Origin of the sequence: Streptomyces sp. NPDC052396 (assembly GCF_044593195.1) — a bacterium.
GTDB lineage: Bacteria > Actinomycetota > Actinomycetes > Streptomycetales > Streptomycetaceae > Streptomyces.
Genome location: NZ_JBIUAW010000016.1, coordinates 1 through 26,560, shown reverse-complemented (window position 1 = coordinate 26,560; position 26,560 = coordinate 1). Strand labels below are relative to the sequence as shown.

Sequence of the window (26,560 nt, the reverse complement as noted above, 5' to 3'; positions counted from 1 at the left end):
GACTCGCTCGGGTGAGTGTGCGGCCAGCGGGATCCAGCCGTCGTGTTCGACCTGAACGATCCGCTCGTCGACTCCGAGTGCCCGCAGCCGGTCGAGAAACTCGATCGCCTCCGGGGGCAGCGCCAGGTTCGGCCAGCTCGTACAGATCGGCCTGTGTCGAACTCAGCCCGGGGCACAGGACCAGCGGTCGCCCCCGGCCGTCGCGGGATACCGGGATCGTGACGCCATCGTGGTGGACCGCGAAGTGCCGCATCGCCCTGTCGTTTCCCTCGGCCCGCTCCCCGTCGTCGCCCGTTGGCATGTTGGTGATCGTTCGTTGGTGAAGTCTCTGGTCGACCCCGGCGAATGCCTTATGGTCGCCGGACAGCTTGCGGAGTCCGGTGGCCTCGAGCGCATTGAGACGTACAGGCCGGGCGGTTGTCAGTCGTCGAGGCGTCGAAGGATCTGTGGGAACTCGCCGTTCTCGATCAGACCGGTGAGGACCTGGGTCATGTTGCCGATGCCGGCATCGCGGACGATAAGCCCGTCCGAGCACCGGAAGTAGCGGCCCGCGAGGGCTTCCCCACTGGCGGCCCATCGCTTCATGAGAATCTCGACCTGGGCGAGGGTGATGATGGTCGCGCTCCACCGGGAACCGTCCTTGAGGTCCACGAAGACGTCGACGTTGTCCACGGACTCCAAGTCCTCGCCGGCATTCGGCAGGAACGCGGCCTCGAACTGCTCTGTGTGGACGCGGTACCAGGGTCCGTCCCAGCTGCCCGGCGTTGTGCTGTGGCTCATCGGGCGAGTATGCCCGGCGGCCGTGGCCGTGTCGACGCGGGAGCAGCACTCCTGGTCCGTCCTGTCCGTGGAGCAAGGCTTTGGGCTCCGTACGGCGGAGAGACGGCGTCGGGTTCCTATGGCCTTTGCCGGTCCGGCGTTGATGAGGGATGACCGCAATGCCGGGGCTGCCACGGAAACGAAGGAGAAGCAAAGCGGCTACTGAGCCACAGATCGCGAAGTGTCCGTCCCACGTCTGCGCGGGAGTTTCGCCTTGGGCTCCCGCCGGGGGCTCTCTGGCGTGGGAACGTATCCACGAGCCTGGCGCCGGGTTTTCGTGAGATGCGAAGAGGCTTCTGCCATCGGCCGGTATCCGAGAGTGAGGGCCAACCGTGAAGAACGGTCCGCTGACCGCCAGTCCTCAGTTGCTCGGAGGATTGGCGGTCACCGTCCGATCAGTCACCTCCCGAATTCGCGGATCAGACGAGGCGGCCGAAGATCTCGGTCGGCCACCGTCCTTCAGGTTCGGGCCGGGCCCCGAGGGGCGGGGCCCGGCCGTCTTTGGAAGGGGGCGCGTCAAGACGCTCGTCGTGGCCTTGCGCGCTGGCAGCCCAACTCGTGGTCGGCCCAGTATCGTTGGCCACTTTGAGCAAGCCAGTTGGCAGCGGCTTGCTCGTCGGCCTATCCGTGCGGGTTTCCAGGGTCGATGTCGGTCAGGTGGCAGCTGGCGTCCCACAGCCGTGCCGCGACGGCGGTGTCGGTGAGGTGGCTCCATACCGCTTCGCGTCGAGGTGTGCCGCGCAGACCGAACAGGCGCGGTCCCCACAGCTGGCCTCCGCTCACGCCCGGATCGAGCACCGCCCGGACCGCGGGCCATGCGCCGGCGTGCTTGCCCTGGACAAGGAGGGCGGCAGGTGCCGCACCCAGCCGTGCGCCGGCGGTCCGCACATGGACCGGCGGCCGTGAAGGGGTGAGGCCGTCCAGGGCACCGCCGGGATGGACCACCACGCTTGCCACCGTGCTGCCGAGGGCGCGCAGGCGGCGGTCGAGTTCGAGCCCGAAGTGCATCTGCGCCAGCTTGGACCGTCCGTAGGTGCGCTTGGGCCGGTAATCCCGCCGGCACTGGAGGTCGTCCAGGTCCAGGCGTTCGGATTTCGCCGCGAAACTGCCCACGGTCACGATGCGGGCTGCCGGTGCGGCCGAGAGCAGCGGCATCAGTCGGCCTGTCAGCGCGAAGTGCCCGAGGTGATTCGTGCCGAACATGAGTTCATGACCGTCCTCGGTCTCGCGCCACGGCGGGATGTCGAGTGCGACGCCGGCATTGTGAACCACCGCATCCAGCCGTTGAATCGCCGGCGATTCCACCACCGTGGCGAGCGACCGCAGGTCGGCGAGGTCCAGCCGTACGGCACATACGCGTGCGCCGGCCACGCGCGAGCGGATCGAGGCCATGGCGGCTTCGGCTCTCGCCGCATCCCGGCTGCCCAGCACCACAGTGGCTCCGGTCGAGGAAAGCTGCTCCGCGATGAAATACCCGATGCCCGCGTTGCCGCCGGTGACGAGGAAGACGCCGCCCTCCGCGCGTGGTGGCCGGTGGACATCCCAGGGCGGGGTGGAGGACACGGACGACATCACGGCAGGCTCCCTTGGTCCTGAAGGACGAGACGGTCACGGACGCTCCCGGAAGAGCGACTCGCCACCCACCGTTCCAGCGGCCACCGACACCTCCCCCATCGATCACCGACAGCCGCGACGGAGAGCCGACATCCCGCCGACATACGGTGCGTTGGCCGCTTCGCCGCGACGCAGCCCGCTGCCTTTACAAGGCTGCGCCCACGTGTGTTTGACGAGTTGGTGGCCTGCATGCGATGCCGGGGCATGGATTCCGGCTCGGTACATAGGGCTTGAGAACCGACTGCCTCATTGAACGCTCTCGGCGGTACGTGGTGTCCCGCCCTCCCCCAGGGCCTGCCACGGCCCGGAAGCACCTTGGCCACAGGCAGGTCGGCCATATCCGCCCAGAGGTCGTTATCCCCGCATCGCGCACGAAGTTCGATGCGCCTGTGGCACGAGTGCATCGTTGTGGTGCGCAAAGCGGAGCAAGCTAGCCGAAAACGACCTCCGAGAGCACGCTGCTCCCCCAGAGCAGCATGCTCTCAGCGCACCGGCCGCCCGGCACCCATTGCCCGTGCGGTCAACCTCCGCCGGGTGGCTGACCATTGGCCGGAATCACCGGACATCGGCACCAATCAGGTCGCGCCCGGCGTGACGGGCGCTGCGGCCCGTCCTCGTACCCGTGGTAGGGACCGTGCGGTCAGTGCCAGACCTGGTACTTGCCGTTGTTCTCGGGCTCCGTGTACATGCGCACGCCGTCGGTGTCGAGGTAGTAGCCGCGCACCCAGCCGTCGCCCCGATGCTTGAGCTTCCAGCCGGCATCTGTCCGGATCTCCTCCCACTGCTGCCACCAATTGCCATCCTGGCAGTTCTCCAGGTAGACGGTGGTGTTGTAGGACGTCAGGCACATATTGGCCGCGTCACCGCCGGCGGGACGGAATGTCCAGTACTGTCCATCCACCGATGTCTCTCTCCACTGCGAGAAATCGGTGGAGTTCGCCTGGAAACAGGCGCCGGCCTCGGGCCGGGAGTTGCCGCGGTGGTCAATCCAGTTGAGACAGGCATGCGTGGCATCGTTCTTCCAGGAGACAATGTCGCCACTGTCCTGGGGCGATGCCGATGCCGACGTGACCATCGTCATGGCGAGCGTCGAAGCGGTCACCGCGACTGCGGCGATCCGGGCGATCCCGCCCTTCAGTACTGACTTGGACATCATGGTTCCCTCACTTCATCGCGATCCTGGGCAGGACACCGGCTGATGTCGCCGGCAAGGAAGCGTCCATCAGAACGACCTGCACCCGAAACCTACGTCAGCGGCAAGCGGGTGCAGAGGCTCTACTTGCACAGTGAAGCGGTCGTTCCGGTGCAGGAACGCACAGCGAGTGCCCCATACCGTTGGATCCGCTCCGCCTCCGAGGCCGCCGCGCACCACAACTCCCCCACGCAGCACTGAGCCGCTGAGCGAATGCGGCGAAGCCGAGTGCTGATCCTGCTCGGAATCCAAGCTCTCGACCGGGCCGAACAGCAAGGACCAGCAGCGCACTTACTGGGCAGGTGGTCATCCGCCGGGGTTGCCACGCGGAAGGTCGAGGATGATGTCGGCGGCGCGGGCGATGACCGGGGCGCGGGTGGTGCCGGGGTGGTCGGCGGCCAGGAAGTGGCTGCCGATGGCCGTGCAGAAGGCGAGCAGGGCGCGGGCCTCGACCTCGTCAGGGTCGTCGCAGAAGGTGCCGATGGCGTCGCGCGCCAGCTGAATGCGCTTGTTGTCCACGCGGCGCAGGCGTTCGGCGACGGCGTGGTCGCGGCGGGCCCAGTCGCGGATGGCCAGGTCGATGGGCAGCAGGCGGTCGCTGGAGAAGGTGAGCTGCCCGGCCAGGCGGACCTTGTCCCGCGCGTCGCCAGCCTCCCGCTCGACCTGGTCGACCACGTCGTCCACGCTCTCGCGCTCCCAGGTGTCCAGCATTTCGGCCAGCAGTGCGTCACGGTCGGCGAAGTACCCGTAGAAGCCGCCCTTGGTCACCCCCAACGCCTTGGCGAGTGCCTCGACCCGCACCGCCTCCACACCGCCCGCGGCCAGCGCCCGCAGTCCTTCCTCGACCCACTTCTCGCGCGGTGTGCGCAATGCGCCCATCTGTGGCTCACCTCACCCTGTCAGATGTGTTGTACGGAGCCGTACAACACATCTAGCCTCGTGTTGTACGGCATCGTATAACTCGAGAGAGGACACCGTCATGTCATTCGGTTTCGTTGCCTTCCACTACCCGGCCCCCGAACACGTCGATGAGTTCGTTGCCGAGTGCCACCAGGTCGCCGAGGCGATGCGGCAGCAGCCGGGATTCCTGTCCGTCGGGGTCTGGGTCACCCCGGACGGCGGCGCCGTCGTCACCACCGGCGCGTTCGAGTCCGAGGATGCCTTCCGGGCCACGGCCGGCCTCGCCCGCGAGATGGGCGCGACGCCCGACGGCCTGAGCGACCTGGAGGTCCGGCCCCGTGAGGTCCACTTCCTTGTGTCGCGGTAGGAACGCCGCGAAGGATCAGCGCTCGACTTCGCCGCATCCCCTTGGCGCCACGTCCACAAAGCTGACGCCGAGAGGCGCTGTCGGGGAACTCGGACTTCCCGGTGCGACGGCGTGATCAACGGACATGCTCGGGGCCGTTCCGCAGGCTGGTGTTATTTCGGAGGCAAGCCTCTTCCTACTGCTTTTGCGTCTCTTGGAGCTGGTACAGCGCAGGCACGGACACCTTGATCGGCTCTTGCGTGGTCCGTGCAATCACCACGACCACGGGCTCCTCCGGGTCGGGGTTCTCCTCGCGGTGCGGGACGAACGGCGGGACGAGCAGGAAGTCGCCGGGATGGGCGGCGATCCGCACCTCCTGGGTACCGTCGTGGTAGACGAAGACGGGGTGGCCGCTGACCACATAGACCCCCGCCTCCGATTCGCCGTGGTGGTGGTTGTCCGTCGCGCTCAACGGCGGGTTCTCCACCAGGCCCATCCAGAGATTCTTCGAGCCAGCGGTGCCGCCGCTGATGGCGGCATAGCCAGCCAACTCGCCGGACCGGACGTGGTGGACGCGATTGCTCTGGGGCACGTTGTGGGTGGTCATCGTGTGGCCTCCTGAGTTGAGTGAGGTGGGCTTTGGCCGCGCACCAGGCTGCGACCACCGCTCCCGGGGCGACAACTTTCGTTGCTGCACCAGCAATTACGCGCACCCGGAAAGCAGCGTCCCCTGGGCCGAGTTGATGACATTCCCCGACCCTCCGGGAACCCAGCCGCCCCGCGCGCCGACTAACCGTGGGACAAGGAGCGGATCTTGAGGGGGAGGACTTATGCCCGGCAGACGTTCCGCCGTCGCGGCCCTGGTCGCGGCGGCGCTCTGGGGGGCCACCGGGTGCGGGTCACCCGCACCCGCACATGCCAGGAACGAGGCGGGCGCGGGTGCCGGCGCTGCCGGTTATCCCGTGAGCATGGACAACTGTGGTCAGCGCACCGCCTACACCAAGGCCCCCCGCAGGGTGGTGGTGATGAACGGCGCGTCCGTCGCCGAGGTCTCCTCGCTGCTGGCCCTGGGGCTGGGCGATCACATCGTGGCCAATGTCCAGTCCTATGGCCGGTCCGAGGTCAAGGGCCGGGCCAGGGCCATCGCGGCGCTGCCCACCGGAGGGCTGAAGCTCAACGACGCCCTGGAGATACCCCGGGAGGCGATGCTGGGCCTGCGACCGGATCTGGTCCTCTCCCCCACTTCCTATGGCTTCGACGCCGGAAATGGTGTCGCCACCCGCAAGGAGCTGGCCGCGGTCGGCGCCAATTCCTATGTCTCACCGGGAGGTTGTGACCAGGACACCTCCCATCAGACCATCGCCGACAGCTATGCCCTGCTGCGCGACCTCGGCCGTATCTTCCGGGTGAGCGATCGCGCCGAGCGGCTGATCTCCGCCTCGCGCAAGGCGATTGACGGCGTCGCCGCCAAGGTCGGGGGCAGGCCGGCGCCCAAGGTGATGGTGATCTTCTCCAGTACCGGCCATGACCTGAGCTATATCGCCGCTCATGGCGTCTTCAATGACATCCTCGCCCGGGCCGGCGGCCAGAACGCCTTCGCCTCGGCAGGCAAGGCGCCGTTCGCCGACCTCAGCAAGGAGCGGGTGGCCGCCGAGCCGGTGGACGCCCTGGTGGTCATCGGCTGTCACGATTCCGATCCGGCGGGATTCGCCCGCATGTTGTTCAAGGAGTTCCCGCAGTGGCCCGCCGCCCGGAACAACCGCTACACCGTGCTGTCCGACTCCCTCTACCTCGGCCCCAGCAACGATCTGGCGGTGCGGGCGATCGCCAGGATGCTGCACCCGGACGCCTTCCGCGGCCGCTGAGGCCGCGGTTGGTCACCGGCGCCCTGCTGGTCGGGCTGGTGGCGGTGATGCTGGTGGCGGTCGGCGTCGGTTCGGTCGATGTGCCGCTGGGCCAGGTCTGGCGCATTGTGCTGGGCCATCTGACGGGCCGGGAGAGCGGCGCCGATCCGGCCCTGGACCAGATCGTGTGGACGTTCCGGGTGCCCCGGGTGCTGCTGGCCGCGCTGGCCGGGGCGGGGCTGGCCGCCTCCGGCGTGGTGCTCCAGGCGGTGGTGGCCAATCCGCTGGCCGACCCCTATGTGCTGGGTGTCTCCTCCGGCGCCTCGCTGGGCGCCGTACTGGTCACCACCCTGGCCGGCGGCGCCCTGGGCGGGCCGGCGGTGTCCTCGGCCGCGTTCGCCGGCGCCATGGCCGCCGTGGCGCTGGTCTTCCTGCTCGGCCGGCGGGCCGGGCGGCTGTCCCCCACCCGGCTGGTGCTGTCCGGGGTGGCCATCGGCCAGGTGCTGTTCGCCGCCACCAGCTATCTGCAACTACGGGCCACGCCCGCCGAGTTGCGTTCGGTGATCTTCTGGACGCTGGGCAGTGTCGCCGGGGCGCAGTGGAGCCGACTGCCGGTGGTGGCCACCGTGGTGGTCACCACCACCGCCGTCCTGACACTCTTCGGCCGGCGGCTCAACGCCCTGCTGGCCGGGGACGAGTCCGCCACCGCCCTGGGCGTGGACGTCCACCGGCTGCGGGCGGTGCTGCTGGTGCTGTCCTCGCTGCTGACCGGCACCGTCATCGCCGTCGCCGGGGGCATCGCCTTTGCCGGCCTGATGATCCCGCACCTGGTGCGGCTGGCCACCGGGGCCGACCACCGCGGTCTGCTGCCCCAGGCGGCGCTCACCGGCGCGGCGTACCTGGTGGCCGTGGACCTGCTGGCCCGCACCGTCCACGGGCCCGATGAACTGCCCCTCGGCATCATCACCGCACTGTGCGGCGCGCCGTTCTTCCTATGGCTGCTGCGCCGCAACAAGAGCCTGGACTCCCTATGAAACTCACCATCGAGCGGCTGCACATCACCCTGGACCACGACCCGGTGCTGGAGGACGTCTCGCTGCGGGTGCGCACCGGCGAGATCGTGGGCCTGGTGGGGCCCAATGGCAGCGGTAAGTCCACCCTGTTGCGCACCGTCTACCGTTCGCTGCGGCCCCGCTCGGGGGTGGTGCGCCTGGACGGGGACGATGTGTGGTCGCTCTCGGCGCGGGCCGCGGCCCGCCGTACCGCGGCCGTGCTGCAGGACGCCGGTGGCCCGGCCGGTCTGTCGGTGGCCGAGGTGGTCGCCCTGGGCCGTACCCCGCACCATGGGCTGCTGGACCGGGACGGTGCCGAGGACCGCGCGGCGGTGGCGGAGGCCCTGGACTGCTGCGGGGTACGGGCCCTGGCCGGGCGGGAGTTCACCTCGCTGTCCGGTGGTGAACGCCAACGGGTGCTGCTGGCCAGGGCACTTGCCCAGCGGCCGGGGCTGCTGGTGCTGGACGAGGTCACCAACCACCTGGATATCCGGGCCCGTTTCGAGTTGCTGCGGCTGGTCCGCTCCACCGGGATCACCACCCTGGCCGTGCTGCATGACCTGGATCTGGCCGCCCGGCTGTGCGACCGGCTGGTGGTGCTGCACCGCGGCACGGTGGCCGCCGCCGGAGGGGTGCTTGAGGTGCTGACCCCGGCTCTGCTGCGCGACATCTTCGGGGTGGCGGCCACCGCCGAGCGGCACCGGGATGGGGTGGTGCGCATCAGCTATGGGGCCGACCCGCTGGCCTAGTCCTCCGGCAGCGGGCCACGGCCTGGTGTCTGCGGCGCCGGTTCGACCGGGTGCGCACCGCTGAACAGCGATCCGCCCGGCGGCCGTCAACGGCACGCCCGCCGGGCACGCTGTTGCCGTTACCGCCGTTCCAGTGCCGCGTTCAGCAGCGGCCCGATGAGGGAAAGCGCCTCGGGCTTGAGCATGTGCTCATGCCGTACCGGGACGGGGTGGACGCGCACTCCGCCGGCCACATGGGGCAGCCAGGCTTCCGGGGAGCGGCGGGGGTCGTCCGAGGGCCATTCGGCCGCGGATTCCTCGGCGGTGAACAGGGTGAGTTCACCGCCGAACCGCTGGGGGGCAAAGGCGTCCAGCAGTTCCGGCACCCGCATAAAGAGCCCGATGACCCGGGTGAGGACGTCCTGTTCCAGCAGCAGGTCGGCCCGCGCGCCGCTCTGGCCGCGGATCAGTTCGGTCAACTCCTCGGGGGACAGGTCCTTTTCGCCCGGCTGTCCGCGGTCATAGCCGGTGATCTCCTCGAAGAGGAGGGCCAGGATGTCGTTCCGGCCGAGTTCGGGGAGTTCTTCATCGGGTCTGCGGGCCGGGGGGAAGGAATCGAGGACGGCGAGGAGTCCCACTTCTTCCCCTTCGGCCTCCAGGCGGGTGGCGATGGAGTGTGCGACCAGTCCGCCGAAGGACCAGCCGAGCAGGTGGTAGGGCCCGCTGGGCTGTACGGTGCGGATCTGCGCCAGGTAGTCGGCGGCCATCTCCTCGATGGCGGCGGCGGGCGGCTGCGCCCCGGTGAGGCCGCGTGCCTGGAGCCCGTAGACCGGGCGGCCGGGCGCGATATGCCCCAGCAGACCGGCGTACGGCCAGCTGATGCCCGCGGCGGGGTGGACACAGAACAGCGGCGGACGGCTGCCGGCGGTCCGCAGGGGCAGCAGGACGCCCAGGGCGTCCATGGCCGTCCCGCCGTGCAGGCGGCCGGCCAGCGCGGCCGGGGTCGGGGCCTCGAACAGGGCGCGTACGCCGAGCTCCACACCGAGGACCGCCTTGATCCGGGACATCAGCCGGGTGGCCAGCAGGGAGTGTCCGCCCATGTCGAAGAAGCTGTCGTCGGCGCCCACCGTGGTGTCCAGCACCTCGCCGAACAGTTCGCACAGCAGCCGCTCCTCCTCGCTGCGGGCCGCGCGGGACGAGGAAGCGAATTCGGGTGCGGGCAGGGCGGTCCGGTCCAGCTTGCCATTGGCGGTCAGCGGGAAGGCGTCCAGCACCACCACCGCGGCCGGAACCATAAACTCCGGCAGCCGGGTACGGGCGAACTCGCGGAGCAGGGCGGGCAGTTGGGGATCGGGCCGGCCGGTGGTCACATGGGCGACCAGCCGTTGTCCCTCATGGACCGACACCAGTGCCCGGGACACACCCGGGTGTTCGGCCAGCACCGCTTCGATCTCGCCGGGTTCGATCCGGAAGCCCCGTACCTTGACCTGGTCGTCGGCACGGCGGACAAACCGCAGCTCGCCGTCGGCGGACCAGCGCGCCAGGTCGCCCGTGCGGTACATCCGTTCCCCCGCGTCGAAGGGGGATGCCACAAAGCGCCCGGCGGTCAGCGCGGGACGGCGGACATAGCCGCGGGCCAGTCCGGCGCCCGCCAGGTACAGCTCTCCGGTCACCCCGATGCCCACCGGGCGCAGGCGCTCGTCCAGCACATAGGCGCGGATGTTGTCCACGGGGGTGCCGATGGCCGGGGTGGACCAGGCGGCGACATCCTCGGGGAGGGTGTGCGCGGTGACCACATGGGTCTCGCTGGGCCCGTAGTTGTTGTGCAGTCGCCGTCCGGGAACCTGCCGGAAGAACTCGCGCATATGCGGGCTCAAGGTCAGCGGTTCTCCGGCCTGGACCACCTCGCGCAGTGCGGGCAGGGCGTGGCCGTTGGCGAGGGCCGCCTCGCACAGGGCGTCGATGACCAGGTTGGGGGCGAACAGTTCGTTCACCCGGTGCCGTTCCAGCCAGTCCGCCAGGAGTTCCGGGCTGTAGCGGATGTCGTCGGAGGGGATCACCAGTGTCTTGCCGGAGAGCACCGTGGAGAGGATCTCCTGTACCGAGACGTCAAAGCTGAGCGCGGAGAACTGGGCGGTCCGGGTGCCCGGTGTGGCCGGCAGTACTTTGCCGTGCCAGGCCAGCAGGTTGGCCAGCGCACCGCTGGGCATGGCGACGCCCTTGGGGCGGCCGGTGGAACCGGAGGTGTAGACGACATAGGCCGGCTGGGCGGGATGGCGGCCGGTGACCATGGGATTGGTATCGGGCTGGTCCTCGGTGGCGAGCGGCTGGTCGAGGACCAGTACCGGCCGTGTGTCGTCGAGCATGTAGGCGATGCGCTCGGCCGGGTAGCCGGGGTCGACCGGCAGATAGGCCGCGCCGGACTTCAGTACGGCCAGTATCGCCACCACCATCTCGGCGGACCGGGGCAGCTTCAGGGCGACCACCCGCTCGGGCCCGGCGCCCTTGCCCATCAGCAGGTGAGCGAGCCGGTTGGCCCGGGAGTTGAGTTCCGCGTAGGTCAGCTCGGTGTCCTGGCAGACCACGGCCGGAACGTCGGGGGTGAGTGCGGCCCGCGCCTCGAAGAGTTCCGCGAGGCCGGCCGTGGGCTGTTCGCGTGTGGTGTCGTTCCACTCCACCAGGGTCAGCCGGCGCTCCCGCTCGTCGAGCAGGTCCAGTTCGCCGACCGGTAGTTCGGGGTCGGCCATGACGGCCGTGAGCAGCCTGCCGAGCCGGGTCGTGAGGGATGCCACCGTGGCGCGGTCGAAGGTGTCGGTGCTGAACTCGACCTGGCCGTCGAGGCCGCCCTCCGGGTGCTCGGCGATGCTGAACACCAGGTCCATTCTGGCCGTCGCGGTGCCGGCCGGAACCGGGGCGGCGGTGAGGCCGGGCAGGTCGAGGCGGGCTCCGGTGGTGTTCTGCCAGGCGAGCATGGTCTGGAACAGGGGGTGGTGGGAGAGCGCTCTGGCCGGGTTCAGCGTCTCCACCAGGTACTCGAAGGGCACGTCCTGGTGGGCGTAGGCATCGAGGTCCACTTCCCGTACCCGGGCGAGCAGTTCGAGGAAGGTGGGGTCGCCGGAGACATCGGTGCGCAGTACCAGGGTGTTGACGAAGAAGCCCACCAGCTCGTCGAGGGCCTCGTCGGTGCGGCCCGCGATGGGGCTGCCGATGGGGATGTCCTCGCCGGCACCGGATCGGTGCAACAGGGCCACCAGGGCCGCGTGCACCACCATGAATACGGTGGCGCCGCCGGTGCGCGCCAGTTCCACCAGGCCCCGGTGCAGTTCGGCGTCCCAGTGGAAGGTGTGGGTCTCGCCCCGGTAGCCGGCCACGGCCGGGTGGGGACGGTCGGTGGGCAGCTCGATCCGCTCGGGTAGTCCGGCCAGTGTCCGTTTCCAGTGGTCGAGTTGGGGTTCCAGGGCCTGCGCGAGCCGGTCGCGTTGCCACAGGGTGTAGTCGGCGTACTGCACGGGCAGGGCGTCCCACTTCGGGTGGGCGCCGAGCAGCCGGGCCTCGTAGGCGGTGGCCAGGTCGCGCCACAGTGGTTCCAGGGACCATCCGTCGGCCGCGATGTGGTGCAGCACCAGGGTGAGGATGTGCTCCTGGGGCCCAAGTGCCAGGAGTTCGGCCCGCAGGGGGATTTCGGTGCCCAGGTCGAAGAGGTGCCGGACGGCGGAGGCCACCGTCTCGTCGAGCCGGTCATGGGACACCGGGCGGACCGTCAGGGCGGGGCGGGCCAACTCGCCGTCCAGCACCTGCTGGTAGGGGGTGTCGTTGTGGTCGCGGAAGACGGTGCGCAGGCTCTCGTGGCGGGCCACCACATCGGCCAGCGCCTCGTGCAACGCTTCCTGGTCGAGCGGGCCGGTCAGCCGTACCACCAGCGGCACATTGTAGGTGGCGGACGGCCCTTCCAGCCGGTTGAGGAACCACAACCGGTTCTGCGCATGGGACAACGGCAGCCGCTCGGGCCGGGCCATCGGCTCCAACGCCGCACGCGCCTGGCCGGCTCCGGCCAGCACCCGCGCCAGCGCGGCCACGGTGGGCGCCTCGAAAAGCGCCCGCACACCGAGTTCGGCACCGAACGCGGAACGCACCCTGGACACCAGCCGGGTGGCCAGCAGGGAGTGGCCGCCCAGATCGAAGAAGCTGTCCTCCACGCCCACTTCGGGCACGCCAAGGACATCGGCGAACAGCCCGCAGAGAATTTCCTCGGTCGGAGTACGAGGAGCAAGGGCGGAGCCGGAGTCGAATACCGGCTCGGGAAGGGCGGCCCGGTCCACCTTGCCGTTGACGGTCAGCGGGAATTCCTCATGGAGGACAAATGCCGCCGGAATCATGAATTCGGGAAGCCTGGTGCGGAGGAAGTCATGGACGGCCGCCGGTATTCCGGCCGGGTCGGCGTCGTCGGCCGGTATGACATGGGCGACAAGCTGGTCACGGTGGACTGTGACCACTGCTCTGGCGACGGGCGGGAATTCACTGATGACGGCTTCGATTTCGCCGGGTTCGATCCGGAAACCACGGATCTTGACCTGCTCATCCGCACGACCGGCGAACTCCAGCCGACCATCCCTCCGCCATCGCACCAAATCCCCGGTCCGATACATCCGCTCACCCTCACCAAACGGACAGGCCACAAAACGTTCCGCCGTCAAACCCGCACGCCCCGCATATCCACGCGCAGCCCCCTCACCCACCACATACAACTCCCCCACCACACCCACCGGGACGGGCCGCAACCACCCGTCCAGCACAAAACAACCCACCCCATCAATGGGCCGCCCCAACAACGGCAGACCATCATCACCCTCACCATTGACCACACCCAACGTCACACACACCGTCGCCTCCGTCGGCCCATAGGCCACCACCAGCCGACGACCACTCGACACCCACTGCCGCGCCAACTCCCCCGGACACACCTCGCCGCCCACCACCACACACGCCAACTCCGGTGCCCGCCCCACCGGCAAGGAGGCCAGCACCGACACCGGCAACGCCACATGCGTCGCCCCACCTACCTCCAACGCCAATGCCAACTCATCCCCCACCAAACCCTCCGCCCCACCCAAAACCAACGCCCCACCCGAGCCCAAGGCCATCACCACGTCCCCTACCGCCACATCAAAACTGGGCGACACCGCCTGAAACACCCGCGACTTCACGCCCAGCCCCAACGCCTCCGCATGGGCCTGCGCGAAACCCACCACGCCCCCATGCGACACCACCACGCCCTTGGGCCGCCCCGTGGAACCCGACGTAAAAATCACATACGCCGCATCCAACACACCACGACCACCCACCACAGGATTACCCTCCGGATAACCCTCAGCCACCACCGGCCCATCCACCACCAACCCCACACCCGCACCCTCCAACATCACCGCAACCCGATCCTCCGGATACACCGGATCCACCGGCAAAAACGCCCCACCCGCCTTCCACACCGCCAACTCCAACACCACCAACTCCACCGAACGCGGAAGCTTCAACCCCACCACACACTCCCGCCCCACCCCCTGCTCAACCAGCCAATGCGCCACCCGATTCACCCATGCATTCAATTCCCCATACGAAAGCTCCACCCCACCACACACCACAGCCAACGCATCCGGAGCAGCCGCAACCCGCTCCTCAAACAACTCCACAAACAACCCACCCGAAGAACCACCAACCACACCACCCCACTCACCCAACACCCGCAACCGCTCCACTTCGGAAAGCACATCGATTGCGCCCGCCGGCGTCCAGGGGTCGGCGGCGATCGCCTTGAGCACTCTTTCCAGCCGGCCGGCCAGCGCCTCGGCCGCCTCGTGGTCAAGCACATCGGGGCGGTGGTCGATGCGCAGGCGCAGCCGGGACCCGGGCACCACGGCGAGGCTGAGCGGGTAGTGGGTGGCGTCATGCCCGGTTACTCCGCTGACGCGAAGTCCGTTGAATTCCGGCTGGTGTCGGGGGTCGCCGACGGGATAGCTCTCGAACACCATCAGGGTGTCGAAGAGTTCATTGTGGCCGGCCAGCCGGTTGATCTCGGTGAGGCCGAGGTGGTGGTACTCGGCCAGTTCGGCCTGCTCGGTCTGGAGGCCGGAGAGCAGCTCGGCCATGGGCCGGGCGGGGTCGAGCCGGACCCTGACCGGCAGGGTGTTGATAAACAGCCCGACCATCCCCTCGACGCCGGGCAGTTGGGGCGGCCGTCCGGAGACGGTCACGCCGAAGACCAAGTCGTCGCGTCCGCTCAGCTGATGCAGCAGCACGGCCCAGCCGCCCTGGACAAGGGTGTTCAGGGTGATGCCCAGGCGGCGGGCGGCGGCGGCCAGTTCGGTGCTGAGCTCCGTGGAGAGTTCCAGGTCCAGCCGCTCTGGGTGGCTGCCGGCCCGCTCGGGCTCGGTGCGCACCACCCGGGTCGGCGTCACTCCGTGCAGTGCCTTGCGCCATGCGGCCCGGGCCGGTTCCGGGTCCTGTTCGGTGAGCCAGGCCAGGTAGTCGCGGTAGGGCGTCACCGGTGGCAGGCCGGCGGGGTCGCCATGGTGCTGGTAGAGGTGGAAGAAGTCGCGGTAGAGCACCGGCAGCGACCACCCGTCCAGCAGGATGTGGTGGGCGGTCAGCGCCAGTCGGTGCCGCTGCTCGCCCAGGCGCACCAGGGCGAAGCGCAGCAGCGGCGGGTCGGCCGGGTCGAAGCGGAGCGTTCGCTGGGCGGCCAGGAGCCGCTCCAGCTCCTGGTGTTGGGCGCTTTCCCGGAGGTGGCCGAGATCGGTCTCCTGCCAGGGGATGGTGACCTCGGCGGGGATCAGCTGTACCGGGTGTTCCAGGTCCTCGTCCCAGAAGCCGGCGCGCAGATTGGGGTGCCGGCGCAGCAGGGCGTCCGCCGCGTCCCGCAGTGCCTGGCGGTCGAGGGGGCCGTCCAGGTCGAAGACGGCCTGGAGCACATAGACATCGGCCTGGTCCTCGTCATAACGGGCGTGGAAGAACAGGCCCTCCTGCAAGGGGGCCAGCGGCCAGATGTCCATCAGTTCCGACTGGGTCACTTGCGCTTCCTCCACGCTGCTTCGAGCTTTGACATCCGGCCCCGGTCCATCTTCACCAGGGGCTTGTTGGGTGCTGCACTGTCGTCCTGGGTGCCGGCCGCTTCCGCCGGGCCCGCCGGTTCCTCCGTGCCGGCGATGGCGGCGAGGGCGGCCACGGTCTTGTGGAGGAACACATCCCGGGGGCTGATCAGCACTCCGGCCGCTCGGGCCCGGCCGACCACCTGGATCGAGGAGATGCTGTCCCCGCCCAGGTCGAAGAAGTTGTCCTCCACTCCCGCCTGGACGCCCAGCACCTCGGTGAACACCGCGCGGAGGGTCTCCTCGGCCGGGGTCCTCGGTGCCCGGGACGGCACAGTGGTGAACTCCGGGGCGGGCAGGGCCGCGCGGTCCAGCTTGCCGTTGGCGGTCAGCGGGAAGGCGTCCAGCACCATGACCACGGCGGGCACCATGAACTCCGGAAGCCGGGTCCGGGCGAAGTCCCGCAGGGACGCGGCCAGTTCGGCGGTGTCCGTCGGCTTGGCCGGTACCACATAGCCAGTCAGGGTGCCGCCCGGGTGGACGACGGCGGCCGCCTGCCCGGTGGCCGGATGCTCGGCCAGCACCGCTTCGATCTCGCCGAGTTCGATGCGGAAACCGCGCAATTTGACCTGGCCATCGGCGCGGCCCAGGAACTCCAGTCCGCCGTCGGGGCGTCGGCGCACCAGGTCGCCGGTGCGGTACATCCGCTCGCCGGGCTCGCCGTACGGGCAGGCGACGAACCGTTCGGCGGTCAGCCCCGCGCGGCCGGCGTAGCCTCGGGCCAGGCCGGCGCCGGTGAGGTAGAGCTCGCCCACCACGCCTGCCGGCACCGGGTTCAGCCACTGGTCCAGGACATGGGCCCCGGTGTTGGCGATGGGGGTGCCGATTCCCGGTGTGGCATCGCGGACTTGGGCCGAGGTGGACCAGATGGTGGTTTCGGTGGGGCCGTAGACATTGAGCACCGAGCCGGCGCGCCGGGACAGCGCGGTGGCCAGGTCGGCGGGGAGTGCCTCGCCGCCCACCAGGGCCCTGATTCCGTCCAGCGGTATGTCCTCGGCGAGCAGGGACCGCCAGAGGCTGGGGGTCGCCTGCATCGCGGTGGCCTTGGACCGGGTGAGCAGGGCGCCGAGTTCCGCGGGATCGCGTACCACCTCGCGAGGGGCGAGCACCACGCGGGCGCCGCTGAGCAGGGGTACGTACAGCTCCAGTCCGGCGATGTCGAAGCCGATGGTGGTCACCGCCAGGAACCGGTCGCCGGTGTCCAGGGCCAGCCGGTCGCGCATGTCCATCAGCAGGTTGAGCAGGGCGCCGCGGGGCACCGTGACGCCCTTGGGCCGTCCCGTCGAACCCGAGGTGTAGATCACATAGGCCGGGTTGAGGGGGTGTCCGGGGTGTGCGGTGAGGTTGGTCTCCGCATGGCCGTCCGCTGCTTCCGCCTGGTCGAGCACCACCACCGGCCGGGCGTCGTCGAGCATGTAACGGATGCGCTCGGCCGGGTAGTCGGGGTCGATGGGCAGATAGGCGGCTCCGGTCTTGAGCACCGCCAGCAGGGCCACCACCAGGGCGGCCGAGCGCGGCAGCCGCAGTGCGACCAGCCGCTCCGGTCCGGCGCCCCGCTCGATCAGCAGCCGGGCCAGCCGGTTGGCGCGGGCGTTGAGCTCCGCATAGGTCAGTTGCTCATCGCCGGACACCAGGGCCACCGCCTGGGGGGTGCGTTCGGCCTGGGCCTCGAAGAGTTCGGTGACCGAGGAGTGCGGGATCTCGCGGTGGGTGGCGTTCCAGGCGGTGAGTTGCCGGCGTTCCTCGGCTGTCAGCAGATCGATGTCGCCCAGGCGCTGTCCGGGGTCGGCGGTGACCGCCGCCAGCAGTCGTCCCAGCCGTGCCACCAGGGTCTGGATGGTGTTGTGGTCGAAGACGTCGGTGCTGTACTCCACCAGGCCGTCGATGCCGCCGTTGGCGCCATGGTCTTCGGTGAGGCTGAACACCAGGTCCATGCGGGCGGTCCGGGTGGCCGCCGGAACGGGTGCGGCGGACAGTCCGGGGAGGTCCAGGGACTGGTGCCCGGCGCTCTGCCAGGCCAGCATCGTCTGGAACAGCGGGTGGTGGGCCAGAGTACGGGCCGGGTTGAGCACCTCCACCAGGTGCTCGAAGGGGATGTCCTGGTGGGCATAGGCGTCCAGGTCCACCTGCCGGACCCGGGCGAGCAGTTCACGGAAGGTCGGGTCACCGGACACATCGGTGCGCAGCACCAGGGTGTTGACAAAGAAGCCCACCAGATCGTCCAGGGCCTCATCGGTACGGCCCGCGATCGGACTGCCGATGGCGATGTCCTCACCCGCGCCGGAACGGGCGAGCAGCGCCGCCAGCGCCGCGTGCACCGCCATAAACGCGGTGGCGTTCTCCGTTCGCGCCAACTGGGTGAGTTTTTCGCGCAATTGGCCGTCCCAGTGGAAGGTGAGGCTACCGCCGCGGTGGCTGGCCACCGCCGGGTGGGGCCGGTCGGTGGGCAGTTCGGTGCGTTCCGGGAGGCCGGTGAGGACCTTCTTCCAGTGGTTGAGCTGTTGGCCCAGCGGGCTGTCCGGATCGGTGGCATCGCCCAGCAGCCGGTGCTGCCACAGGGTGTAGTCGGCGTACTGCACCGGCAGCGCCCGCAATCGCGGTTCCGCCGCGCCGGTGTGAGCCGCATAGGCGGTGGCCAGGTCGCGCCACAGGGGGGCCAGCGACTGTCCGTCGGCGGCGATGTGATGCACCACCAGGACAAAGACGCATTCCTGGGGTGAGAGGACCAGCAGTTCGGCGTGGAGCGGGAGTTCACCGCCCAGGTCGAAGGCATAACGGACCGCCTCGCCGGTCGCCTCTTCCAGCCCGGTCCCGGTCACCAGCCGGATGTGCAGTGCGGGCCGGGCCTCCTCGGGGGTGAGGATGTGCTGGTAGGGCGTGCCGTCATGATCGCGGAAGACGGTGCGCAGGCTCTCGTGCCGGACCACCACATCGGCCAGCGCCTCGCGCAACGCCTCCTGGTCGAGCGAGCCGGTCAGCCGCACCACCAGCGGAATGTTGTAAGTCGCCGACGGGCCTTCCAACCGGTGCAGGAACCACAGCCGGTTCTGCGCGAACGACAACGGCAACCGCTCCGGCCGCTCCCCCGGCTCCAGCGCCGGCCGGGCCCGCTGCGCACCGGCCAGCAGCCTGCCCAGCGCCGCCACCGTAGGCGCCTCGAACAGCGTCTTGACGCCCAGTTCCACGCCATAGGCCGTGCGAATGCGGGACACCAGCTTGGTGGCCAGCAGCGAATGGCCGCCCAGCTCGAAGAAGTTGTCGTCGACGCCGACCGTGGGCACACCCAGCACATCGGCGAACAGTCCGCACAGCAGTTCCTCCGCCGGTGTCCTGGGGGCGCGGGTGGTGGCCGTGGTGGTGAACTCGGGGGCCGGCAGGGCGGCCCGGTCCAGCTTTCCATTGGCGGTCAGCGGGAACTCGTCCAGCACCACGACGGCGGCCGGAACCATAAACTCCGGCAACCGGCCGCGCAGCTGCTCGCGCACCTGGGCGGTGAGCCCGGTCCGTACGGTCGTGGTGGCGGGCACCACATAGGCCAGCAGCTGGTCGCCCCGGGCCACCAGGGCGGCCTGGGCGACATCCGGGTGCTGGGCCATGACGGCCTCGATTTCGCCGGGCTCCACCCGGTGGCCGCGGACCTTGATCTGGTCGTCGGTCCGGCCCGCGAACTCCAGCCCGCCCTGGGGCCGGTGACGCACCAGGTCGCCGGTGCGGTACATCCGCTCACCGGGCTCGCCGTACGGACAGGGTACGAACCGCTCGGCGGTCAGCGCGGGGCGGCCGAGGTAGCCGCGGGCCAGGCCGGCGCCCGCCACATACAGTTCGCCCACCACACCGGGCGGTACCGGGCGCAGTCCGGCGTCCAGGACGAAGACGCGGGTGTTGGTCACCGGGGTGCCGATGGGCACTGCCCCGGAGAGGGTGTGCGGGGTGAGCGGTGCGCTGGCCGTGACACAGACCGTGGACTCGGTCGGGCCATAGGCGTTGACCATCGTCCGGCCGGCGGACCAGCGGGCGGCGAGTTCGCGCGGGCACTCCTCACCCGCGACCACCAGGACGCCACCGGCCGGGAAGTCCTGGGGCGACAGCACCGCCAGCAGGGCCGGGGGCAGCGTCATATGGGTCACCCGCCGGCGAGTGCACAGTGCGCCGAGCCGGTCCGGGGCGAGCTCGTCCTCGGCCGCCATCACCAGGGCGGCTCCGGAGAGCAGCGCCATGCACAGCTCCCAGACCGCGGCGTCGAAGCTCGGCGAGGCGAACTGGAGCACCCGGCTGGTGCCGGAGACCCCCAGCCGTTCCCGCTGAGCGGCCGCGAGGCTTGCGATGCCGTGGTGGGTGACGGCCACGCCCTTGGGCCGGCCGGTCGATCCGGAGGTGTAGATGACATAGGCGGTGTGCCGGGGGCGGAGAGCCGCGGTCCGCTCGGCGTCGGTCAGGTCGCCGTCCGGCTCCTGGGCCATGGCGGGGTCATCCACCAGCAGCCTGGGGATCCGTGCCCCGGCCGGCGGCGCGAGGTCCGCTGAGGTCAGCAGGCACAGCGGTGCGGCGTCCTCGAGGATGAAGGCCACCCGCTCGGCCGGATAGCCGGGGTCGACGGGCAGGTAGACGCCACCGGCCTTCATCACGGCGAGCAGGGCCACGGCCAGTTCCGGTGAGCGGCGCAGCATCACGGCCACCGGAGTCTCGGGGCCGACGCCCTGGGCCACCAGCCGGCGCGCGAGCCGGTTGGCCCGCGAGTTCAGCTCCGCGTAGCCGATTTCGGTGTCCTGGTGGACCAGCGCGGTCGCGCCCGGTGTCCGGGCCGCCTGCGCCTCGAACAGCTGAGGCAGTATCCGGTCGGGAAGCCGGTGTGCGGTGTCGTTGAAGGTGGTGAGCAGTTCCCTGCGCTCCGCCTCGGCCAGCAGCTCTATGGCGCCCAGCCGGAGGCCGGGGTCGGCCGCCACCGCCGTCAGCACCCGGTGCACCCGCTCCACCAGGGTGGCGACGGTGGCCTTGTCGAAGACATCGGTGTTGAACTCGACCACACCGTCCAGTCCGGCCGTCTCGCCATCGCCGTTCCGGTTCTCGGCGATGCTGATCACCAGGTCCATCCTGGCGGTGCCGGTGCCCACCGGGGCGGGCTGCACGGTCATACCGGGCAGTTCCAGCCCGACGTCGGGCGTGTTCTGCCAGGCCAGCATCGTCTGGAACAGCGGGTGGTGGGAGAGGGACCGGGCCGGGTTGAGCACCTCCACCAGGTGCTCGAAGGGCACCTCCTGGTGGGCATAGGCATCAAGGTCGGTTTCCCTGACCCGGGCGAGCAGTTCACGGAAGGTCGGGTCACCCGAGACATCGGTGCGCAGTACCAGGGTGTTGACAAAGAAGCCCACCAGATCGTCCAGGGCCTCATCGGTACGGCCCGCGATCGGACTGCCGATGGCGATGTCCTCGCCCGCGCCCAGCCGGTGCAGCAGGGCCGCCAGTGCCGCGTGCACCACCATAAAGACGGTGGCTCCGCTGCCGCGCGCCAACTCGGCCAGCGCGGCATGGGTGTTGGCGTCCCAGTGGAAGGGGTGGGTGCCGCCCTGGTAGGAGGCGACGGCGGGGTGGGGCCGGTCGGTGGGCAGTTCGATGCGCTCCGGCAGCCCGGTCAGTCGCTGCCGCCAGTAGGCCAGCTGCCCGGCGAGCACACTGTCGGGATCGGCGCCGTCGCCCAGCAGTTCATGCTGCCAGAGCGTGTAGTCGGCGTACTGCACCGGCAGCGGCTCCCACCGGGGTGCGGTACCGCGCGAGCGTGCGGCGTAGGCGGTGGCCAGGTCGCGCCACAGCGGCTGGAGCGACCAGCCGTCGGCCACCACATGGTGCAGGACCAGAACGAGGGTGTACTCCTCCGGTGCGCTGTTCAACAGCTCGGCACGCAGCGGCAGTTCCTCGCCCAGGTCGAAGGCATGGCGTACGACCGAGGCCACTGCGCGTTCCAGTGCGTCCGGTGTGACCTGGGTGACGGTGAGGTCCGGGCGGGCGGCCGGTCCGTCCAGGATGTGCTGGTAGGGCGTGCCGTCATGGTCGCGGAAGACGGTGCGCAGGCTCTCGTGCCGGGCCACCACATCGGCCAGCGCCTCGCGCAACGCCTCCTGGTCGAGCGAGCCGGTCAGCCGCACCACCAGCGGAATGTTGTAAGTCGCCGACGGCCCTTCCAACCGGTGCAGGAACCACAGCCGGTTCTGCGCGAACGACAACGGCAACCGCTCCGGCCGCTCCCCCGGCTCCAGGGCCAGCCGGGCCCGCTGCGCACCGGCCAGCAGCCTGCCCAGCGCCGCCACCGTAGGCGCCTCGAACAGCACTCGGACTCCGAGCTCCACACCGAAGACCGAACGCACCCTGGACACCAGGCGGGTGGCGAGCAGGGAGTGGCCGCCCAGTTCGAAGAAGTTGTCGTCGACGCCGACCGTGGGCACGCCCAGGATCTGGGCGAAGAGTCCGCACAGCAGCTCTTCCACGGGGGTCCTGGGAGCCTTGGCGGCCGAGGCGGCCAGGAACTCCGGAACGGGCAGCGCGGCCCGGTCCAGTTTTCCGTTGGCGGTCAGCGGGAACTCGTCGACCATCACGATGGCGGCCGGAACCATGAACTCCGGCAACCGGCCGCGGACATGTTCGCGCACCGACCGTACAAAGGAGCCCAGGTCACGGGAGACGGCGGGACTGTTGGTCCAGGAGGCGGGGTCGTCCGCTCCGGCCGTGGGGCGGCACAGTCCGGCCAGGGCGGCGCCCTCATGCGCCGCGGCCGTGACGAACACCGCGTCCAGCTGGTCCTCGGCGTCGGGTGACCAGGTGAGCAGGGTGCGGTAGCCCAGGCCGGCGCCGAGCCGGTGGAGTTCCTCCGGTTCGATTCCGGGGTGTTCTGGGCCGGTGAGCACCCGCTGGACGGCGGCCAGGGGATCGCCGGCGGCCAGCCGGCGCATGGCGGCCACTTCGGCGGTCAGCCGTCCGTTGGGGATTCCGCAGACCCGTACGGTCTCGGGCCGCCCGGCGCTCAGCCACTGGGCCAGGGAATCGAGCCCGGAGACCTCCTGCCCCCACCGCAGCCGGGAGATGTCGCCGAGCCGCAGCGTCCTCGCGGGCTGTTTGCGCAGCACCACGTCATACCGGTGGCGGGAGAGTTCATTGTGGAACCGGCCGCGCTTGACGCGGACCTCGACCGCGTCCGCCGGGCCGCCTTCGAGGGAGGTGAAGAACTCGGGCGCGACCAGCAGTTCCTTGTCCCGTACCAGGGCCCGCTCCACGGCGGCCCGGATCGCCGTGGCATCGCCGTCGGCGTCGGCCTGGTGGAGGCGTACCGCGGTGTGCAGGGTGCGGGCCAGCCGCAGGTTGCGGACGTCGCCGATGAACACCGCGCCACCGGGGGCCAGCAACTTCAGGGCGGATTCCACCACTTCGGCCAGGTATTCGGCGCTGGGGAAGTACTGCACCACCGAGTTCAGCACCACCAGGTCGAAGTGGCCGGTGGGCAGGCCCTCGACATCGTGGGCGGGCCGGGTCCGCAGTTCCACCCGGTCGGCCAGCTCGTCGGTGAGCTGGGTGCGCAGTGCGGCGATCACCTCGGCCGAGAAGTCGGTGCCCCAGTAGCTTTCGCAGTGCGGGGCGAGCCGGGAGAGCAGCAGGCCGGTGCCCACGCCGATCTCCAGCACCCGGCGGGGACGCAGCGAGCGGATGGATTCCACCGTGGCGTCCCGCCACTCCCTCATCTCCTCAAGGGGGATGGGCCGTTCGTCATAGCTGCTGTTCCAGCCGATGAAGTTCTCGCCCCAGGCCGCGGAGGCGGATTCGGCGTAGAGGTCCTCATAGATCTGCTGCCATTCGCCGACCTGTTCGGCGGTCTCCTCCGTTCCGGCGCCGGCGGCGCCCACCACATAGCCGATCAGCCGCAGTTCACCGGCGTGGTCGGCGCGTGGCACCACCACGGCCTTGGCCACGGCGGGGTGGCCGGCCAGCGCGGTCTCTATCTCGCCGGGTTCCACCCGGAATCCGCGCACCTTGAGCTGGCCGTCGGCGCGGCCGATGAACTCCAGTCGTCCATCGGGGCGCCGGCGCACCAGGTCACCGGTGCGGTACATCCGCTCGCCGGTCCCGAAGGGGCAGGCCACAAAGCGTTCCGCGGTCAGCGCGGCGCGCCGGGTGTAGCCCCGGGCCAGTCCGGCGCCCGCTATATACAGTTCGCCGGTCACACCGACGCCGACCGGCCGCAGCCGGTCGTCGAGCACATAGGCGCGGGTGTTGGTGAGGGGGGCGCCGATGGGCAGTACGGAGCCCAGTTCGGCGGCGGAGCGCACCGGATGGCAGGTGGCGAAGGTGGTGGTCTCGGTGGGGCCATAGCCGTCCACCACCACCAGCCCGGGGCAGGCTTCCAGGACCCGCCGGACGGCGGCCGCCGATACCGCGTCGCCACCGGTCCACACCTCGCGCAGGCCGGTGAAGCAGTCGGCGGCCTCGGCCGCGAAGGCATGGAAGAGGCCGGCGCTGAGCCAGGTGCCGGTGATGCCGTGCTGTTGGACCAGCGTGCTCAGGCCGGCGGGGGTGAGCCCGCCCTCCGGGGCCAGTACCAGGCGGCCGCCGCCCAGCAGCGGCACCCAGGTCTCAAAGGTCGCGGCGTCGAAGGTGTGCGGCGAGTGCACCAGCGTCCGCTCCCGGGCCTCGGGCCGGAAGCACGGGTCCAGGGCCAGGGCCACCACATTGTGGTGGGTGGTGCATACGCCCTTGGGGGTGCCGGTGGAACCGGAGGTGTAGATGACATACGCCGGGTGCAGCGGGTCGCGGGCCGGTACGGCCGGGTTGTTCTCCGGGCGGCCTTCGGTGTGCACCGGTCCGTCGATGACCGTTACGGGCCGGGTGTCCTCCAGCATCAACCGGATGCGTTCGGCCGGGTAGGCCGGGTCGATGGGCAGATAGGCGGCTCCGGTCTTGAGAACCGCCAGCATGGCCACGATCAGTTCGACGGACCGGGGCAGCCTCAGCCCGACGGTGCGCTCCGGCCCGGCGCCCCGTTCGATCAGCCAGTGGGCCAGCCGGTTGGCCCGGGCGTTGAGCTGGGCGTAGGTCAGCTCGGTGTCCTCACCGACCAGGGCCACCGCCTCGGGAGTGCGGGCCGCCTGGGCCTCGAACAGCTCCGGCACGGTGACCGGCGGCAGCTCGAGTGCGGTGTTGTTCCAGCCGGTGGTCACCTGCTCGCGCTCCTCGGCGGAGAGCAGGTCGATGCCGCTCAGTCGCTGGTCCGGGTCACCGATCACCGCGGTCAGCAGCCTGCCGAGGCGGGACATCAGCGCCGCGATGGTGGCCTCGTCGAAGACATCGGTGCTGTATTCGACGACCCCGCCGTGCTCGTCGAGGTAGAAGGACACATCGAACTTCGAGGTGCCCATCTCCACGAATTCGGCGCGCGATTCGACCCCGGGGAGTTCGAGGTCGCCGCGGGTGTTGTTCTGCCAGGCAAGCATCACCTGGATCAGGGGGTGGTGGGCCAGGGTGCGGGCCGGGTTGAGCACCTCCACCAGGTGCTCGAAGGGGATGTCCTGGTGGGCGTAGGCGTCCAGGTCCACCTGCCGGACCCGGGCGAGCAGTTCGCGGAAGGTCGGGTCACCCGAGACATCGGTACGCAGCACCAGGGTGTTGACAAAGAAGCCCACCAGCTCGTCCAGGGCCTCATCGGTACGGCCCGCGATCGGACTGCCGATGGCAATGTCCTCACCCGCGCCGGAACGGTGCAGCAGCGCCACCAGCGCCGCGTGCACCACCATGAACACCGTGGCTCCGCTGGTGTGCGCCAGCTCGGTCAGTCCCTGGTGCAGTTCGGCATTCCATTGGTGGGCATAGGTGCCGCCCCGGTAGGTGGCCACCGCCGGGTGCGGCCGGTCCGTCGGCAGTTCGATCCGCTCGGGCAGTCCCTCCAGGGTCCGCCGCCAGTAGTCCAGCTGCCGGGCCATGGTGCTCTCCGATTGGTCCGGAGAGCCCAGCAGTTCGCGCTGCCAGAGGGTGTAGTCGGCGTACTGCACCGGCAGCGCCCGCCAGTCCGGAGCGCTCCCCCGCAGCCGGGCGGCATAGGCGGTGGCGATATCACGCCACAGCGGTGCCAGCGACCAGCCGTCGGCCGCGATGTGGTGGACGACCAGGACCAGCACGCACTCATCCGGTGAGACGGCCAACAGCTCTGCGCGCAGCGGAAGTTCGGAGGCCAGGTCGAAGGAGTGGGCCACTGCGGCGTCTATCGCCTCCCGCAGTGCGGCCTCACCCTCGCTCTCGTCCCCGGATATCTCCGTCACGGTGAGCTCCGGCCGGGCCGCCGTGGTTTCGAGGACCTGCTGGTGCGGGGCACCGTTCCGTTCGGGGAAAACGGTACGCAGACTCTCGTGCCGGACCACCACATCCGCCACCGCCGCAGCCAGGGCGGACCGGTCCAGCGGACCGGAGAGCCGGATGGCGAAGGGGATGTTGTAGGTGGGCGACGGGCCTTCCAGCCGGCTGAGGAACCACAGCCGGTTCTGCGCATACGACAGCGGCAGCCGCTCGGGCCGTGCCACCGGCTCCAGCGCCGGACGCTTGCGGTCGGCCCCCAGGACCTTCTTGGCGAGCCCGGCGGCAGTGGGTGCCTCGAACAGCGCCTGTACGCCCAGATCCACCTGGAAGACGGACCGGATACGTGAGATCAGGCGGGTGGCGAGAAGAGAATGACCGCCCAGATCGAAGAAGCTGTCCTCCACACCCACTTCAGGCACGTCCAGCAACTGCGCGAACAACCCGCACAGCACCTCTTCCACCGGTGTCCGCGGCGACCGCGACACCACACCGGACACAAACCCCGGCTCCGGAAGAGCACCCCGATCCAGCTTCCCATTCGCCGTCAACGGGAACTCATCCACCACCACAACAGCCGCCGGCACCATAAACTCCGGC

11 protein-coding genes are annotated in these 26,560 nt (G+C 69.9%); 4 read left to right on the top strand and 7 right to left on the bottom strand.

Features of this window, described 5'->3' with window-relative positions:
- Positions 1–420: 420 nt before the first annotated feature.
- The 4 genes from ACIHFE_RS30285 to ACIHFE_RS30270 form a co-directional block, all read right to left on the bottom strand.
- The gene (locus tag ACIHFE_RS30285) at positions 421–780 is read right to left on the bottom strand and encodes a hypothetical protein (RefSeq protein WP_400111628.1); all 360 of its coding nucleotides are present in this window, start codon (positions 778–780) and stop codon (positions 421–423) included.
- 660 nt (positions 781–1,440) lie between these two features.
- Positions 1,441–2,391: an SDR family NAD(P)-dependent oxidoreductase gene (locus tag ACIHFE_RS30280; RefSeq protein ID WP_400111626.1), complete on the bottom strand. Its 951-nt coding sequence runs from the start codon at positions 2,389–2,391 to the stop codon at positions 1,441–1,443.
- Between the two features lie 682 nt (positions 2,392–3,073).
- Positions 3,074–3,586, bottom strand: coding sequence for a hypothetical protein (locus ACIHFE_RS30275; RefSeq protein WP_400111624.1), 513 nt, complete (start codon positions 3,584–3,586; stop codon positions 3,074–3,076).
- Positions 3,587–3,931: 345 nt separating this feature from the next.
- A complete protein-coding gene (locus tag ACIHFE_RS30270) occupies positions 3,932–4,504 on the bottom strand; it encodes a TetR/AcrR family transcriptional regulator (protein ID WP_400111623.1) in 573 nt (190 codons plus the stop codon).
- A 100-nt stretch (positions 4,505–4,604) separates the two neighbouring features.
- On the opposite strand from ACIHFE_RS30270, the gene ACIHFE_RS30265 reads away from it, so the two are divergent.
- Positions 4,605–4,892: an antibiotic biosynthesis monooxygenase family protein gene (locus tag ACIHFE_RS30265; RefSeq protein ID WP_400111621.1), complete on the top strand. Its 288-nt coding sequence runs from the start codon at positions 4,605–4,607 to the stop codon at positions 4,890–4,892.
- A gap of 175 nt (positions 4,893–5,067) precedes the next feature.
- Here the strand turns inward: ACIHFE_RS30265 and ACIHFE_RS30260 are convergent, their stop codons facing one another.
- Positions 5,068–5,478 carry a cupin domain-containing protein gene (locus ACIHFE_RS30260; RefSeq protein WP_400111620.1) on the bottom strand — a complete coding sequence of 137 codons (411 nt, stop codon included), beginning with the start codon at positions 5,476–5,478 and terminating at the stop codon, positions 5,068–5,070.
- A 223-nt stretch (positions 5,479–5,701) separates the two neighbouring features.
- Here ACIHFE_RS30260 and ACIHFE_RS30255 point away from each other — a divergent pair, with 223 nt between their 5' ends.
- Genes ACIHFE_RS30255 through ACIHFE_RS30245 form a run of 3 tightly spaced genes read left to right on the top strand, consistent with a single transcriptional unit; the run spans position 5,702 to position 8,516 of the window.
- The gene (locus ACIHFE_RS30255; protein ID WP_400111618.1) at positions 5,702–6,736 is read left to right on the top strand and encodes an ABC transporter substrate-binding protein; all 1,035 of its coding nucleotides are present in this window, start codon (positions 5,702–5,704) and stop codon (positions 6,734–6,736) included.
- A gap of 47 nt (positions 6,737–6,783) precedes the next feature.
- Positions 6,784–7,749, top strand: a complete 966-nt coding sequence (locus tag ACIHFE_RS30250) for a FecCD family ABC transporter permease (protein ID WP_400111760.1) — start codon at positions 6,784–6,786, stop codon at positions 7,747–7,749.
- The gene (locus tag ACIHFE_RS30245; protein ID WP_400111615.1) at positions 7,746–8,516 is read left to right on the top strand and encodes an ABC transporter ATP-binding protein; all 771 of its coding nucleotides are present in this window, start codon (positions 7,746–7,748) and stop codon (positions 8,514–8,516) included. The genes ACIHFE_RS30250 and ACIHFE_RS30245 overlap by 4 nt, the downstream gene beginning before the upstream one ends.
- A 119-nt stretch (positions 8,517–8,635) precedes the next feature.
- Here ACIHFE_RS30245 and ACIHFE_RS30240 read toward each other — a convergent pair whose 3' ends face one another.
- Positions 8,636–15,559, bottom strand: coding sequence for an amino acid adenylation domain-containing protein (locus ACIHFE_RS30240; protein ID WP_400111613.1), 6,924 nt, complete (start codon positions 15,557–15,559; stop codon positions 8,636–8,638).
- The gene (locus tag ACIHFE_RS30235) at positions 15,556–26,460 is read right to left on the bottom strand and encodes an amino acid adenylation domain-containing protein (RefSeq protein WP_400111611.1); all 10,905 of its coding nucleotides are present in this window, start codon (positions 26,458–26,460) and stop codon (positions 15,556–15,558) included. Before ACIHFE_RS30235 ends, ACIHFE_RS30240 begins: the two co-directional genes overlap by 4 nt.
- Positions 26,461–26,560 lie beyond the last annotated feature (100 nt).